This is a genomic window from Chitinophaga sp. G7 BAM 1005, from assembly GCF_057126945.1.
Map to the genome: position 1 here is coordinate 2,321,767 of NZ_CP181478.1, position 15,695 is coordinate 2,337,461.

Consider the following 15,695-nt stretch of genomic DNA (forward strand, 5'->3'; position numbering starts at 1 on the left):
TTTTATATGGTTCTATGGATTATTCTCCAGCCCCGGGTTTACGACCATGATATTGGGTGGAATGCGAAGCGTCAGCCTGTCGGGTTGACGCAGGGTATACGTTTGGGTGCTCCCGTTCTGCTGGTAAACGCTATGGGTAAACGCCTGATTAGGAAACAGTGGATCCACGCTGAGCCGGCGCATATCGAACCAGCGATAGCCTTCTGCCGCAAATTCACGGATGCGCTCATCGAAGATGAATTTTATCAGCGCAACTTTATCTGTCGCTGTAGCAGAAGGGACGGGAGCATCTGCTTCGGGCATCCGGTGTTTCCGCAGCATTTCTATATCGCCGCAGGCGCCAGTCAGATCATCCATCCGGGCCTTGCATTCTGCACGGAGCAGGTAAAGTTCGGCAAGGGTGACACCAAACCTGGAATACATGACGCCATAGCGACGCAGGCGGCCGGACGGGTTAGGCGACCAGTCAGGATAATCGGCTGAATAGAATAATAACCGAAGGTCTGTTGGAGCAAACAGGGCTGCTGTTTCCGGTTTGATGATAATACCCATGCTACCGGATGCGAATTGATTGCTGAAGGTTTTGGCAAGCACTGATTCCGTATAATCGTTCAGATTTACATAGGCCGAATTAGGACCATTCATGCCAATAGGGAGAAAGGAACCACCTGGCGCCAGCTCTTTGTTGTAATCGTAAAGCCTGGTTTGAATGGGAGAGGCATTGGCGTCATCGATAGCTATATTAAACAGCGGTAAGGCATCAGCGCTTTTCCCCATGAAAAGGTATATTTTCCCAAGGATGGCTGCTGCAGCGGCGCGGGACATCCGGCTTTTGACTTTGGAACGCAGCGGCAGCACCGTGATGGCGGCGTTCAGATCAGCGATCATAAAGTCGTACACCGCCTGAACCGTGCCGCGGGAAAAAGAGTTCTGCATTACGTCTGCGGTAGTAATGATGGGAAATCCCGGATCGGCCGTTGCTGTAGAAGCCTGGTAGGGCTTTGCATAGAAATTGATCAGCTGGAAATATATCCAGGCGCGGGTAGCCTGGGCCTCGGCCTGGATATATTGTTTTTCGGGGCTGGTCCCGCCATCCGCGTTCATCACTTCGTTGATGACTTTATTGCAGGTATAGAGATTAGAAAGAAAACTTCGGAGATCACTTGCGACATCCGATTCCTCATAAATCACATCATCCCACCTGAATAACCGCTGTACATAGGGATAAGCATTAGCATAATAATTCTCTTCCGCGGCTATTTCATCACCCATCAGCACCGGTACCTGCCATCCGCCTCCCTGCAAATAGTTGTAGAAGTTGGGAGAATTCATCAGAAGTTCGTAGTCTGTTATTGTTGAAGCCACCTGCTTTCCTTTAGGTGTCACATCCAGGAACTTGTTGCAGGAAACGGTCAATACAGCAACTGTGCAAATAAGAAGACTATATGGGAAGAATTGCTTTTTCATTTTTTTCATTTTTATCTTATCAGAATGAAATATTGGCGCCCAAATTATATGCATGGCTAAAACCGGGCAGCAGACGTATGCCTTCGGCCAGCATGTGATACTCCGGATCAATGTTGTCCTTGTTGGCCTTCCAGAGCATATAATTGGTTGTTTGCACAAAGACCCGGGCGTTGCCAAGGTGCATCGCCTGAGCAATGCGGGCTGGCATATTCCAGGCCAGCGTAACATCCCGGAGCTTGATATAAGAGGCGCTGACCACGTTCACATCTCCGAGCGCGTAATATTGGATATCGCGGCGGAAGAAGCTTTCATTTTCATTGGAGATATAGGAGGGAATTGAAGTAAACTGTTCATCACCCGGTTTTTTCCACCTGTTTTCAAAATCAGTACGGATGTTGCCATTGAATAATCCTTGTGCGCCCGTAAGTCTGCCGGTATAAAAGGTATTGACATCCCGCCGCATCACATGACCCAGATTGAAGATAATGTTGGCGTCCAGGGAAAAAGCTCCATAGGTGAACATGTTGCTGATGCTGCCGTTGAAGGGTGGGATGACAGTGCCCATGTATTGTACATCTTCCACTTTTGCCACATTCCTGGATTTGGTTTTCGTTTTGTCGGAGAGCCAGATCATCGGGTCGCCCATATTATCAAGGCCGGCAAACCGGTAAGCCCAGAGAGACTGCATGCTATAGCCGATGATGTAGTTGGCCCTTACACGTGAAGAGGCAGAGTTGGCAAAAACTGAGGGTGGGGTATAGTCCACCAGCTTGTTTTTATTATAGCTGAAAATCAGGTTGGATTGCCATCTGAATTTTGCTGCGTTGATATTGACTGTTTTCAGGCTGAGTTCTGCCCCTTTGTTTTCCATTTCTCCGATATTACCGCTGATACTGGTAAACCCGGTTAAAGGATTGGCGCTATAGCCGCCAAGTAAGTCGGTTGTTTTCTTTTGGTAAAGATCTATTCCAACACTGATACGTTGTTTGAGCAGGCTAAAGTCCAGGCCAATATTGGTAGTGCGGCTCATCTCCCAGGCAAGCCTGCGGTTGGCAGGCGTGATGATATTGAGAGAAGGCCCTCCGTAGCTTGGCCAGGAGTCGCCCATCAGGATATCATAAGAAGCGGCGCCTCCACTATAGGGAGAGTTGCCTGTGATGCCATACGTTGCACGTAACGCCAGATCGCTTACCCAGGCGACATTCTCCATGAATGGCTCCCTGCCAACCCGCCATTTGCTGCCTACGCTCCATACCGGCCTGTTTTGTGTAGCCCGGTCGGTTCCAAACAGGTTGCTGTGATCCATGCGCCAGCTCATATCGAGGTTGTACTTATGGTTAAATTCATAGTTCACCAGGGTGAAATAGGAAACAATGCGCCTTACATCTTCTGTTTTATTGAAAGGCAGCTCCTGGAGCCGGTTGGCCCAGGGAATCATCGTACCCATCACTCCATTGCTAAGCATTTTATAATCCAGGGCCGAATAGGTTTGCAGTGCATTGTTGTAGCCACGTACTTTTGTGCCGGTCATAATCATAGCCTGTTCCTGGACATCCTGCCCTGCCTGTACGCCCAATTGGTGATTGCCTGTTTGATCTTTGAAGCTATACACCAGCTGATTTCTTACCGTCCAGTTACGAAGTTGCTGGTTAGCTGTGCTATAGGCGCCTCCTGTGGTGGGCAGATAATACACGGGTGTTGAAGCAGCTGTGGGGGCCACTGTAAACCCTAACAACTCTTTGCGGAGTGCAAAACCTGCGATGTCGTCATAGCTGCTGCTATTCACCTGGTTGCGGATGTAGCCGTAGTTTCCCTGGAAGCTGAGACCTTTTACAGGCAACGCAATCTCCAGGGTACCGGATACATTGATATTAAGGGCTGTTGAATTGGAATTGCCCTGGCTCATTTCCTCCAGTGGGTTATAGTCTAAATTAAGCCTGCTGCGGGTAGCGTAGTCGTTGCGCAATGAATCAGACCAGCCTTGTACAAAGGGCATCGACAGGGACTGTCCTTTGGAATCACGGAACAGCTGGTAGGGAATAAAAGAATGATCTACCTGGATGGGTCGCTTGCTGCTCACCTCATTTTGGCTTAGTGCGGTAATCAGTGTAGCCTTGATGATTTTATTGGGAGTAAACTGCTGGTTAAAGTTCATCCGGTAGGTATTGTTGCGCTCACCCGGGCGATTGCTGGTTACATTGGTATAGGCCAAAGATCCATAGAATGAATAGTTACTGGTACCGGCAGAAAGAGAGAGGGTATGGTTGGTGATGCTGGCATTGCGGTACCAGATGTCACTGATCTGGCTGGCATTACTAAGTGCAGCAAGGCTATCAAGAGAGGCATTTTCCTGGGCGTTGCTGATATGTCCACGGTAACGGTCATACATGATCTTTTCATGCGGTGTAATGACGCCATTTGACAGGGTGTTCCAGGGATAATTCACCGGGTCGAACAGTTGCCGGGCCACTCCGATATACTGGCTGCTGTTCATCATGGGCATATAATTAAAATCGGGCCGGCCCTGGATGTTAACCATCCCGCTGTAATTGAATCTTAACCTGTTATTCTTTGTACCTGTTTTGGTGGTGATGACAACCACGCCATTTGCGGCACGCGCGCCCCAGATGGCAGCAGCGGCAGCATCTTTGAGCACGGTTATATCGGCGATATCATCGGGGTTAATGCTCTCGATATCGGGCGCCTGTATGCCGTTGACCACATACAGCGGATCGGGATTGAGCTCAATGCTGGCCCTGCCGCGTATCAGGCTTTGCTGGCCGCTGGTGCCGCCGTCCCGGGTGGTATTGATCACCCGCGCTCCGGGAATCACCGTCATACCCGGTACCAGACCTTCAAGCCGGGCGATAACATTCATTGTGCCTGCCCGCTGGGAGAAAATATTCATGTCGGGTTTGGCAAAAGAACCGGTTGCCCGTTCCCTGGACAGGGTTTGGTAGCCGGTATTTACTGTTACGGTCACTCCCTGCAGCGCAAATTCTTTTTTGCGTGCAATAATAGTGACGGATAACCTGCCGTCCAGGGCAAATTCCATCGGCTCCATATTTACCGCAGTAATGACCAGTATTGCATTGACAAACGCGCCAGGCAGGGTAAAATCGCCGTACCTATCGGTTATCGTTCCATAATTGACATTTTTGATTTTGATGCTGACGCCGGGCATTGGCTCACCTGCCTCATTACTAATATTGCCATGAACGTTCTGTTGAACTTCTACGGTTTGATTGGTGGTGTACTGCACTTTTTCGCGCACGAATATGGTTCGTGCGCTGGTAATTTCCCAGGCCAGATCCTGGTTGCGGAAAATTGTCTGCATGGCTTGCTGAACAGACACATTTTTCAAATCTACAGCTACCGGTTTACCTTTCTGACGTACCATCTTTACATCATACACCAGGTTATATCCACTTTGTTTACGAACCTGTTGCAGTACATTATCCAGCTGTTCATTTTTTACCTTCATCGAAATCTGTGCCCGTGCGGACATACAGAAGAGAAGCATAGTAAACGTAAGTAGACCGGCCATGTGAATAGGCGTTTGCAGTAAACTTTTTACGATAGGTAACGGATGCTCGTCACAAAATTTCCTCATAATTTTGGTTGTTGGGCATTTGAATAAATGATTCTTCCCTGTATTATCCGCATAACTTCTCAGATGCGCCCGGGATAAACCCGGAGCGATACGCATATGGTTGGTTGACCGGATAGTCAGGGAGTGATTGTTAGTCTCCGGTTTTTCGCGTCCAGCGAATAGTTGATTTTATAAACCTCCAGGAAGTGTAATACTTCCGATAGAGGAGCGTTTCTATTGACAGAGAAATAAAACGTCTGGTCCTGCAGGGAACCTCTTATATCTACAGTAATATTATACCATCTTTCCAGCGCGCGCATGATCGTTGCTACATCTGCATCATGAAAAGCGATGTTGCCGTGGATCCATGCAAATGTCTCTTCCATATCGGCATTTTTAACCAACCGGATTTGTGATTGCCCCTTTAGTAATAATGCCTGCTGGCCGGGCGTAAGGCGTTGCGTTTGCCCGGTGCTGATTAAATGTACTTTTACAGCGCCTTCCTCAAGGGTAGTGGCTACAGCAGGTTCGTTATCATAAGCGCTGATGTTGAAATGAGTGCCCAATACTTCCACCTCAGTATTGGCAGCCTTCACCTTAAAGGGGTTTCCGGCATCTTTGGCAACCTGGAAATACGCTTCTCCAGTTACGGTTACCCTGCGGGCGCCTTGTGCAAAGGATGTTGGATAGGTGATAGACGAGGCGGCATTGAGCCACACTTTGGTGCCATCCGGCAGTGAAAGTTGATACTGACCTCCTTTGGGAGTGGCCAGCGTGTTGAGTGAAGCCTGGCCAGAGCCTTCGGAAGATCCGTTTTCATAACGGATCTGTCCTCCTGCTGACTTTATCACCTTTACATTGCCTTGCTCCGTTAACTTACCAATTGCTACGCTATCCAGCAGAATCGTAGTGCCATCGGCAAGGGTGAGCCTGGCCGTATTGCCGCCCGGAGCCACGTCGCTGATGGCCACTATTGCAGGCTGGTGAGCAGAATGCCGGCTATTCCGCCACAGGAGGAGCGAGGCCGATCCTATCAGTAGTAAAGATGCAGCGGCTGCATACATCCATTTGCGGTAATTATTCCTGTTGAATTTCACAACGGACGGCTGGTCTGCTATTTTTTGCTGTACCCGTTCCCATAACGGACCTGCGGAAACCCGCTCCCATGTGGCCATATTATCTGTGAACCAACCGTCATCCATTATCTCTGTCATTGCCTCGCGGTTCCACGAAGATGCGGCCAGCCAGTCTTCTAACCGGTGTTCATCTTCCGTCGTCAGTTCCTGACCTGCGCATTTTTTATATAGTATGCGTAAAATTGCTCTATCGACCTGTATTGCTGGCTGCATATAATACTAAAACAACCATATTGGCAAAACGCAACAGGAATTTATTTTTTTTAGTAAAGACCTCAGAAATTATGTTTCCCGGATTGAATTATAGGGAAAAGGGCCATAAACAGACCCAGAAGTTTGCGTTCGCGGAGTATATGGCGAAGCTGGGACATGGCCCTGGATTTTTCCATGCGGACATGCGCCGGGCTCATCTGAAGCTGCTGGGCGATCTCCGCAGCCGGTAATCCATCCCTGTAAGTCCATTCCAGTATTAGTCTTTGCCGCTCAGGAAGTTTGCTCATCTCAGCAAAAATTATTTGCAGTAACTCTGCCTGCAACACCTGGGTTTCGATATAGTTATCCATTTCCTGTGGCTCGGATTGGAGAATTTTAGCCGCATTGGAAACTACTTCCTGGTGTTTGAGGATATTAAGGCATTGATTTCTGACGGTAGTATATAAGAAAGATTGTATAGCGGGGAACGCGACGAAATGGGAATGACGGTCCCAAAGTCTGGCAAAGGCGGTGCTGACAACATCCTCTGCTTCTTCTGTGCTTCCGGTAATCTTCCGGGCAAAAAAGCAAAGGGGTTGATACAATAAATCGAACAATTTCCTGAATGCCTGTTGGTCGCCGGCCTGTAAAAGCCGCACCAGTTCCTCCTGTTGTAAATCTCCCCCGAACAATATTACAGATTTTAGATCTCCGCTAAAATTAATCAAAAAATGCGGCTGCAAACTAACTTTTTGTGCAGGCGATGTTAATCAGGCATTATGTTCAATTTTTTGACGAATCGTCCCAAATACCCGGTATACATTTGAATCGTTTTGACGGGGTACCCTTTTAAAAGCCTACAAAAACATCAATGATAAATTCGGCAGCCTGGGAAATGATGTTATTTATTGTATCGCCGAGGATAAAAACAGCTCTGAGATCGTGCGAAGAAATGAAATATCTTTTTTAGATTTTGTTCATGCTTTTGTCGGTTTGATCCTAAAAACAGGAGAGAGGGGGAATGGCGGGAATATTATGCCCAATGCGATATAGGCCCGCTGATGGCAGGTCAGCGGGCCTATATCATGGCATACATAGCCTGAAAGTTTATTTAGAATGCTTAATGTCTGCAAGGTTCAGCTGTATCACATTCTTTTCCGGTTGCAGGCGGAACACCGCGCCGGTAGAAGGCTTTGAGAAGCTGCCTTTGCTGGCGGATAAATGATAACTAAATGCTTCAAAGCTGCCGTCGATCTGTTGCGGTGCAATGTTTGTGAATGGCAGCCTGGCGCCTGGCGCAGTTTCCAGGTCAAGATACCAGCTGAGTGACTGGTTACCTGTTAGCTTTATGGAAACGGTTTTCTCTTTAAGCGTCACCTGTAAAGTTCCACCCTGGCTGAGCGGCCACGATACCAGGACCGTTTCTTTATCCAGGTTTTTGAATATGGGATCTCCGCCTTTTAATGTTACTTCCTGTCCGTTAACCAGGGCCTTTAACCGTAAGCCGGCCAGTTGTCCTGGTTTACTCCATAAATACCCGTCTACAACGGGTAGCGTAAAGAATGTGCATTCATTGGAGGTAGCTACCTGTGTGGTATAGATATCGGGAATATTTTCATTAAAGAGATGTATATCCCGGATACGGAAACTGCCGTCTTCCCATAATATATTCATCCTGTAAAAGCGGCTGTTATACCACAAGGTCTTACGGTTGCTTCCTTCCAGGTCTTTCGTAACGGAGAACGAGGTAGGTGGTGTTACTTTGTAGTTTGCTTTGAACCATTGGCCGGATTGCTCCATTGTTTCCAGCCTGATCTTGTGCTTATCTCTAAGACTGGCGATCAGTGGCATCTGTATCTCAAAGCCTTTGGCCATAGCATCCCAGGTGAAAGAGTTTTCCTGTCCTGCCTGGGTGTAGTTAAAGTTCAGGGCGGGATCGTCCGTGAAAGTGCGGAAGAACCAGTTGACCCAACTTTGGCTGCCGCCTGCCTCGGGATACACGGGCTCCAGGGTGATCACGCCCTGTCTTTGTGTATTGATGCCCTGGTCATACTGGCGGATAGGGTCACTTCCCAGCATCCTGAAAACCGGCACGGGGATCTGGCTGGCGGCGTTCTGGGCTGGCATATAGGAATTGATCTTACTTGGATAATAGGCCTGGTTCCAGTAGCCACCCCATAATGTATAACCATCGGTGCCATACTGGTCTTTACAATTTGCAGAAGCAACGATCCTGTATTTGTCATACAGGTACTGTAAGGTATGTGCATCGATAAACCAGGAGGCAACGGACCGGGGATAATAACCAAATATGCTTTTAAAGTTTTCCATGTAAGCATCTGCTATCTTTTCCCGTTCGGCAGGCGTATAGCCGGTGCTAAAGCCCACATCTGCGTGCCAGTCCCAGGGATAACGGCCCCTCCATTTCAGCCCGGCCTTTTCTATCAACGGTTGGGGAAGCTCCCACCAGGCGCCTATCTCAAATGAATCCCTGGGCAAGCTCCTGAGTAGTTCCTGGTAACGATGGTCCATCAGGGCATCGTACTGCAACAGGAATGTTCCTGTGAGATGATATTGTCTCATGATGTTCACCTGTTTTACCACGGTCTGGTAAAGTACATCTTCCGTGATACGTTGGTCCCGTGGCTCCAGCAGGCGGATGAAATTAACGATGTTGACAATCTTCGGTTCCTGGGCGGCGGCTGTTTCAGACAGGCTGGTGAAACCTATACCTGCCAGCAGCAGCACTGCTATTGTTTTTATCCTGATCATATGTGTTATAAAGTAGTTACGCATGTTTATGGGGCTACCAACCCGGATTTTGTTCAAGTGTTTTTCCATTAGTGGTATAAAAGGCTACTTCTTTTGTTGGCAGCGGCTGTAAGTAATCTTTGGCCGGGTCGAATTTCCGGTCTTTTTCCGCAATAAGAAAGCCATTTGCATCTACTTTGGATAAGTAGGAAGGATCGCTGTAAGGCGCCCGGGTGGCCCAATCGGCGCCGGTGATTTTGATACCTTTTATATCCTGCCGTAATTCGGTTTCCGCTGTTTTCCAGCGCCGGATATCATCATACCGGAATCCTTCAAGAGCCAGTTCTATGGTGCGTTCCCGCCGGAGTTCCGTACGCATGTCCAGCTGATGAGCGGCAACAAAAGCGTTGCTCAGATGCGGCATGTTCACCCTGTCCCGCAACTTGTTTACAGACAGGTTGAGATCATTATCAGTGATAACGCCATTCTTTTCAAATACTGCTTCTGCATAAATCAGCAGTACTTCCGCATAGCGGATCAGGTGACGGTCAAAATCAAACAGGCTGGCATCCCCGAGGCGGCCGGAATTATTGGCTACCGGGTCTTCGGACATATACTTGTACAGTATATACCCCGTATTAAAGTTACGCTGGGGCTTATCCGGCCAGTTGGCTACCTTGGTTACCGGGTAGAATACCCGGTTGGTTAATGTGCCGGGAATGATCATCGTCATGGTCATTCTTGGGTCCCTGTCCTGGTATTCAGAAGTGAATGTGCTGTAGCCATGAAAGACGGTACCGGCGGCTGTGATGGGTAGTCCGTTCCTGTCGAGGTACATATCTACCAGCTTACGTGATGGATTATAACCATCCTGGTCATACATATAAGGTGCATCCTGTCCAAGTATGTTGCGGGCAAACCGCCTGTCCAGTATAGACTCTTTTGAATCATCGCCAGGTTCCAGGAAAAGATAACGATAGCTTTGTGCGCCGCTGCCGGTGTACAGCGTGTAGGCGCCGCCGTTAATCACTTCACCGGAGCTGGCTATGGCTTTATCCAGGTATTTAGTAGCGCCGGCTTCGCCGCGGAATTTCTCCCAGGTTCCCTCAAAAAGGGCTACCCTGGCAGATAAGGACAACGCAGCACCTTTGCTTATTCTGCCGATATCCGGAGCGGAGAGGTCCGATTGCAAAGGCAAATCGTCTTTGGCTTCATCCAGGTCTTTTAAGATCATGTCGGCTGTTTCCATACGGGTAGCACGCGGCGTAAATAATTCGGGGTCGCCGGTGGACAGTACTTTGGTAATAAGCGGAATGCCGCCATAGATTCTTAGCAATTTCCAATAGTACCAGGCCCTGAAAAATTTTGCTTCGGCTACATACCTTTTTATTTCTGCGTCTGTAGTTCCGGCGCCTTTTTCAATGATATTATTGGCGGACCTGATATAGCCGTAGCTGTTGTTCCATTGGTCCGATGTTTCTGATGGCTGCAGGTTGCCGTTGCTAACGGAATTAGGCACATTGAACGCAATATCCGATTCGGTATCTTCTTCACCGAACCTGTCCAGTCCATTATACAGATTGTTGGCGGCCAGTTTGAAGTCATTGCCCGTTTTCCAGAAGGTGGCGTCGGTAATACTATCCTGTGATACCAGGTTAAGATTCTTGTTGCAGCTGCAGCAAACGACAGCGAACAGCAACAGGTATGTTCTATAGTGAGAGAGTTCAAATTTCATGATGCGCTTCAATTAAAATTTTACATTTAAGCCTAGTGAATACACCTTGTTGAAGGGATAGGTTCCCTCGTTACGATACCCGTCTTCCGGGTCGAAATTCCCGCCCAAAGTGCCTTTTGAGAAGGTAAAGAGATCCTGCCCGCTGAAGTAAACGCGGGCTGATTTTATCCTGGCCCTTTTGGTAATGTTCTCAGGAATGGTGTAACCCAGTGTGATCACCTTAAACCGGAGGTAGGCTACATTCTGGAGCGTGAGGGCAGAGGCGCGGTAGTTATAGTTCTTCACATCGTCGTATCCTAAATTGCCAGGCAGGTACCTGGGGTATTTTGCGTCCGGCCTTTCGGGCGACCAGGTTTTGTTATAGTAATATTCCAAAGTAGGCCAGAAGAATGTATTAGGCTGGTTAATGGCGCCTTCATAGATTACATCCCGTTTGCCAACACCCTGGAGAAAAATCTGTACATCAAAATTTTTGTAGCCTGCGCTTAAATTGGCGGAATAGGTATACCTGGGAGTAAGATTGCCCAGATATATCATATCGCCGGCCAGACCTTTGGTTTTGTCTCCAAAGGCGGTCAGCTTTCCATCACCGTCTACATCTTTATACATTACATCGCCAAGTGAGATCCGGGAAGGGATGCCCTGCAGTTTTTTGTAATCATCCAGCTGTTTCTGCGTTTTAATAATACCATCATACACATAGCCGAAATAGGAGTAAATAGGATAGCCTTGCCTGTACTGGTTCAGCCCTTCGCCGTAATTATCTGTATTTTTCAGTTCCACCAGTTTATTCTTACTATCGCTCAGCTGCAATGACACGCTGTACCTGAAATCATTTACCTGGTCTTTCCAGGTGATCATCATTTCAAAGCCTTTGGTATCCAGTTTACCCTGGTTGGTCGAGGGAGGCGTGGCGCCAAACGATGCAGGCACTGCTACCTTTACGAGCATGTCGTTGTTGATCTTGTTATAGTAATCGAAGGAGAAGGAGAGCCTTGATTGCAACACGGCTGCGTCGATACCGATGTTACGGGTTTCTATGGTTTCCCATGTCCTGGTAGATGATGCAGGATTGGCATTAGCACCCGGCAGGCCGGCATTGGGAGAACCAATGGGATAGTTGCCTCCAACGGAGATGAGCGGGATATAATCATATAGTCCCAGTTCTCCTATATCCTGGTTACCCATTTTACCATAGGATAATCTCAGTTTCAACAGGTCGAATACATTGATTTTTTTGATGAACTTTTCTTCAGACAGGTTGTAGGCTATTGCAGCCGAAGGAAATACGGCGCTCCACCGTTTTTCTGGTGAGAATTTCGAGCTTCCGTCTGCCCGCGCTGTAAAATCTACGATCAGTTTTTCCCTGAAAGTATAACTTAACCTGCCGAAATAGGAGGCCAGGGCCTCGTTGGTCAGGTACCCGGTAAAATTTGCATAGGCCGCCTTGGTTTTGTCTGCCAGGTTCAAAGTAAAGATGTCGTTACTGATAAAGTTATAACCGTTGGTAGATTGGCCTTCCCTCCTGGTTTGCTCCAGGGAGGCGCCGCCGGTAAAGTTAATGCTATGATCCCGCGAGAGCTTCTTATTATAATCCAGGTATGCCTGGTGAAGCTTATTCAGTACTTTATCATTGTTGTAATTGGCAGAGTTAGGAGTATTACGCACATCCTGTACTTCTCCCTCCCAGTTATGACGGGTAATGGTACGGTTGGTAGTACTGCCATTTTCATAATCGAGCCTTACTGCAGTCTGCCCGGTGAGCTTGAGACCTGGAATGATGGTATAGTCTATTTTAATATTTGCACCAAACCTGGACATGTTGCTTAATTGTGTACCGCCTTCTTCCAGGTACTGTGCGGGTCCTTCATAACCCTGGTAGCCGTAAAACTGTCCTGCCTTATTATAAACAGGCTGATAGGGGAATTGCCTTGTTACATTTGTCAGGGCGCTTCCCAGTAAAGTAGGTGTTACCACTGCCCTGTTATCGAAATAGGAGCGTGTTTCCACAGCAAAATGATTATTGAGGCGGAAATCATAATTGAGGCGGAGATTATAGCCGTTTGATTTATTTTCTCCAAAACTTACGATGCCATTATCCCGGTTGTATCCGGCAGACAACAGGTAGCTGTTATTTTCCCCGCCGCCGGAAACATTGATATTGTGCAGCTGCTGGGTAGCGTTTTTGTAGATGACCTTATTCCAGTCTGTATACCCGTAAAAGCCGGGATAACTGGTAACGCCATAGTTCCAGCCGTTGGGATCCGGCGGTGCATTGGCAGCAATTTTGTCAAACACTTCCTGCGGAAAGCCGTTGATACCCACATTGCGCAGGCCTTCATCCATGAACTTTGCAAACTCCATTGTATTTTGCATCTTCCTCAGATAGGTAGGTGTTTTGTAACCAATATTGGCGGTGTAAGTAATAGCAGGAGGGCCTTTTTTACCACGTTTGGTGCTAACGATGATCACCCCGTTGGCCGCCCTTGCCCCATAAATGGCCGCCGCTGCATCTTTTAAAACAGTTACTTCCGCAATATCATTGGTGTTGATAGTATTGATGTCTCCGGGGATACCGTCGATAAGCACCAGCGGGGCATTGCCGTTTACAGATGAATAGCCTCTTACCTGGAAACCATAGTTGGTGCTGCCAGGCTGACCGCTTGCCTTCGTGATAGTAAGTCCTGGTATCGTGCCCTGTAATGCATCATAGCTGTTATTTAGCGGTCTGCTTTCAAACACATCAGATTTTACAGTGGTGATAGCGCCTGTGATGGCTCCTTTTGTCCTGGTTCCATAACCAACCACCACTAATTCATCCAGTTTGGCATCTGATCGGGCCAGCTTTACCTGCAATGTTGTTCGCCCGCCTACAGGTACCTTCTGTGTCTGGAAACCTACATAAGAAATAACCAGGACGACATCGGATCCTGGCGCGTCCAGGGAAAAGAAACCTTTTTCGTCTGTACTGGCGCCTATGGTAGTTCCCTCCACTGCTACAGATGCGCCTATTAATGGCTCACCGTTAGTTTCATCTGTAACGGTGCCGGTTATTCTCTGTTTTTGTTCTTTGTAATCACTGTTATTATTCCCTGGCAGATGAACAGGCCGGGCCATGATCAATACTGTTTTATTTGAAATGGAATAACTAACCGGCTGATCGTTGAAACATTTGTCCAGTACTTCTTTCAGGTCTGCATTCTTTATGTTCAGGGTAACAGGTTTTACATTTTTTATCACCTCGTTGTTGTAAAGAAAATCGTAGTCTGTTTGCTTTTTGAGTTGGGCAATTACTTCTGTGAGCCTGGCATTGCTGACCTTAACAGAGATTTTCTGCGCAAAGGTCTCCGCCTTTAACTGGATGACGGCTACAACTATTAAAATGGCGGTAAGCTTCATTTTTAAGTGGAAATTGAACTGGGCATAAGAATGCCTCCTGAATAATAATTCAGTAAATTTTTTATACATTTGGTTGTCAGGTTTACGTTAATGTTATGATACAGCGTTAATCAGGATGCCTGGCAAAATAGCCAGGGACGCTTCCGACGTTCCTGGTTTTTCCGGTGATCCAACGTGGAAATGTGTTAGTTCTGTTTTTTCAATAGTGCTTCTTTTTATTGGTTTGTAAATATTGTTGCGGTATTCCAGGTTTACTTAACCTGTGTTGTTACGGTCACTTTCCCGGGAAAGAGTTTAAAATGTACGTGGCCGATCCGCTCCAGGTTAGTAAGTATTTCCTGCATATTGGATGAACGTGAAAAGGTACCTCCAAATCTTTCATTGCCCGGTAGTCCGCTATATTCGATATCTACATCGTACCACCTGCTTATTATCTTCATAATACTTTTTATATCCTGGTTATCAAACAGGAAATAACCATTCTTCCATGAAATGGCGTCCTCTGCATGTACGGACTGAATGTCCAGTAAACCGCTGGTATTTATGATCCTGGCCTGCTGGCCCGGCTTCAGCACACCGGCAGCGCCGGATGTGGTATTGGTCACCTTCACGCTGCCGGTCAGCAGGGTAGTGCTGATATCAGGATCATCGGCGTAAGCTTTCACATTGAAATGAGTGCCCAATACTGTGATCGTTTGTTTGCCGGTACGTACTTTAAACGGCATATCATCCCGCAGGGCCACTTCAAAATAGGCTTCACCGCTTACCGTTACGGTCCGTTCCTTTCCGTTGAAGGCAACAGGGTAAGAGATGGAGGACGCGGCATTGAGCCATACCTGTGTACCGTCAGATAATGTAAGATGGTATTGCCCGCCCCTGGGAGTGGATAAGATATTCAGCACAGGCGCCACAGCCGGCAGCTGTTTTGGATGGTCATACACCAGCTCCCCATCTGCTGTTTTATTAATAGCCACTGAGGCATCTTCTGCCAGTTTCCCGTTTTGCGCTTCCCTGAGTACGATTTGCTGTCCGTTGGACAACGTCAGTGTAGCCCGGTTACCGCCAGGCTTAAATTCATCAGCCAGGCCTTTGGAAGCTGGCATTTCCGTTGCGCCGGGCTTTTTACCCGGCGCAACGCCCAGAAAATACAGGGCACTCCCTACGAGCAGGAGCACCGCAGCAGCTGCAGCCGGTAATTTCCACCGGCGCCCGCGGGCAGGTGCTGCATCCTGCAGGTGCAAAGATTGCCATACTTCGTTTTTAAGCCTTCCCAGTTCTTCAGCAGAAACATCCAGCGGCTCCGGAAGTCTCTGGAGATACCAGGTTTCCAGTAAGGCCAGCTCTTCCTCCGTAATGGCGCCTTTTTTATATTTCTCCAATAATTGCTTGATTTCCGGTGCTTGCATATAATTTCCGTATCGTT

Annotated in this window: 8 protein-coding genes; all 8 read right to left on the reverse strand. The window is 47.8% G+C overall.

What is annotated here, in order from left to right:
- Nucleotides 1–12: 12 nt before the first annotated feature.
- Complete coding sequence (locus ACMXI2_RS09275; RefSeq protein ID WP_483781410.1) at nucleotides 13–1,467, reverse strand: RagB/SusD family nutrient uptake outer membrane protein; 1,455 nt, start codon at nucleotides 1,465–1,467, stop codon at nucleotides 13–15.
- A 19-nt stretch (nucleotides 1,468–1,486) separates the two neighbouring features.
- The gene (locus ACMXI2_RS09280) at nucleotides 1,487–5,080 is read right to left on the reverse strand and encodes a SusC/RagA family TonB-linked outer membrane protein (RefSeq protein WP_483781411.1); all 3,594 of its coding nucleotides are present in this window, start codon (nucleotides 5,078–5,080) and stop codon (nucleotides 1,487–1,489) included.
- 116 nt (nucleotides 5,081–5,196) lie between these two features.
- On the reverse strand, nucleotides 5,197–6,408 hold the full coding sequence (locus tag ACMXI2_RS09285) for a FecR family protein (protein WP_483781412.1): 1,212 nt from the start codon (nucleotides 6,406–6,408) through the stop codon (nucleotides 5,197–5,199).
- Nucleotides 6,409–6,470: 62 nt separating this feature from the next.
- The gene (locus tag ACMXI2_RS09290) at nucleotides 6,471–7,079 is read right to left on the reverse strand and encodes an RNA polymerase sigma factor (protein WP_483781413.1); all 609 of its coding nucleotides are present in this window, start codon (nucleotides 7,077–7,079) and stop codon (nucleotides 6,471–6,473) included.
- A gap of 415 nt (nucleotides 7,080–7,494) precedes the next feature.
- Nucleotides 7,495–9,183 (reverse strand): hypothetical protein, encoded by a 1,689-nt coding sequence (locus ACMXI2_RS09295; RefSeq protein ID WP_483781414.1) that lies wholly within the window; start codon nucleotides 9,181–9,183, stop codon nucleotides 7,495–7,497.
- A gap of 10 nt (nucleotides 9,184–9,193) precedes the next feature.
- Complete coding sequence (locus tag ACMXI2_RS09300) at nucleotides 9,194–10,873, reverse strand: RagB/SusD family nutrient uptake outer membrane protein (protein ID WP_483781415.1); 1,680 nt, start codon at nucleotides 10,871–10,873, stop codon at nucleotides 9,194–9,196.
- Between the two features lie 12 nt (nucleotides 10,874–10,885).
- A complete protein-coding gene (locus ACMXI2_RS09305) occupies nucleotides 10,886–14,272 on the reverse strand; it encodes a TonB-dependent receptor (RefSeq protein WP_483781416.1) in 3,387 nt (1,128 codons plus the stop codon).
- A gap of 251 nt (nucleotides 14,273–14,523) precedes the next feature.
- Nucleotides 14,524–15,678 (reverse strand): FecR family protein, encoded by a 1,155-nt coding sequence (locus ACMXI2_RS09310; protein WP_483781417.1) that lies wholly within the window; start codon nucleotides 15,676–15,678, stop codon nucleotides 14,524–14,526.
- Nucleotides 15,679–15,695: the final 17 nt, after the last annotated feature.

Coding starts and splice junctions, on each gene's coding strand:
- ACMXI2_RS09300 (WP_483781415.1), bottom strand. CDS start 10,873: ATGAAATTTGAACTCTCTCACTATAGAACATACCTGTTGCTGTTCGCT.
- ACMXI2_RS09285 (WP_483781412.1), bottom strand. CDS start 6,408: ATGCAGCCAGCAATACAGGTCGATAGAGCAATTTTACGCATACTATAT.
- ACMXI2_RS09275 (WP_483781410.1), bottom strand. CDS start 1,467: ATGAAAAAGCAATTCTTCCCATATAGTCTTCTTATTTGCACAGTTGCT.
- ACMXI2_RS09305 (WP_483781416.1), bottom strand. CDS start 14,272: ATGAAGCTTACCGCCATTTTAATAGTTGTAGCCGTCATCCAGTTAAAG.
- ACMXI2_RS09280 (WP_483781411.1), bottom strand. CDS start 5,080: ATGAGGAAATTTTGTGACGAGCATCCGTTACCTATCGTAAAAAGTTTA.
- ACMXI2_RS09295 (WP_483781414.1), bottom strand. CDS start 9,183: ATGCGTAACTACTTTATAACACATATGATCAGGATAAAAACAATAGCA.
- ACMXI2_RS09310 (WP_483781417.1), bottom strand. CDS start 15,678: ATGCAAGCACCGGAAATCAAGCAATTATTGGAGAAATATAAAAAAGGC.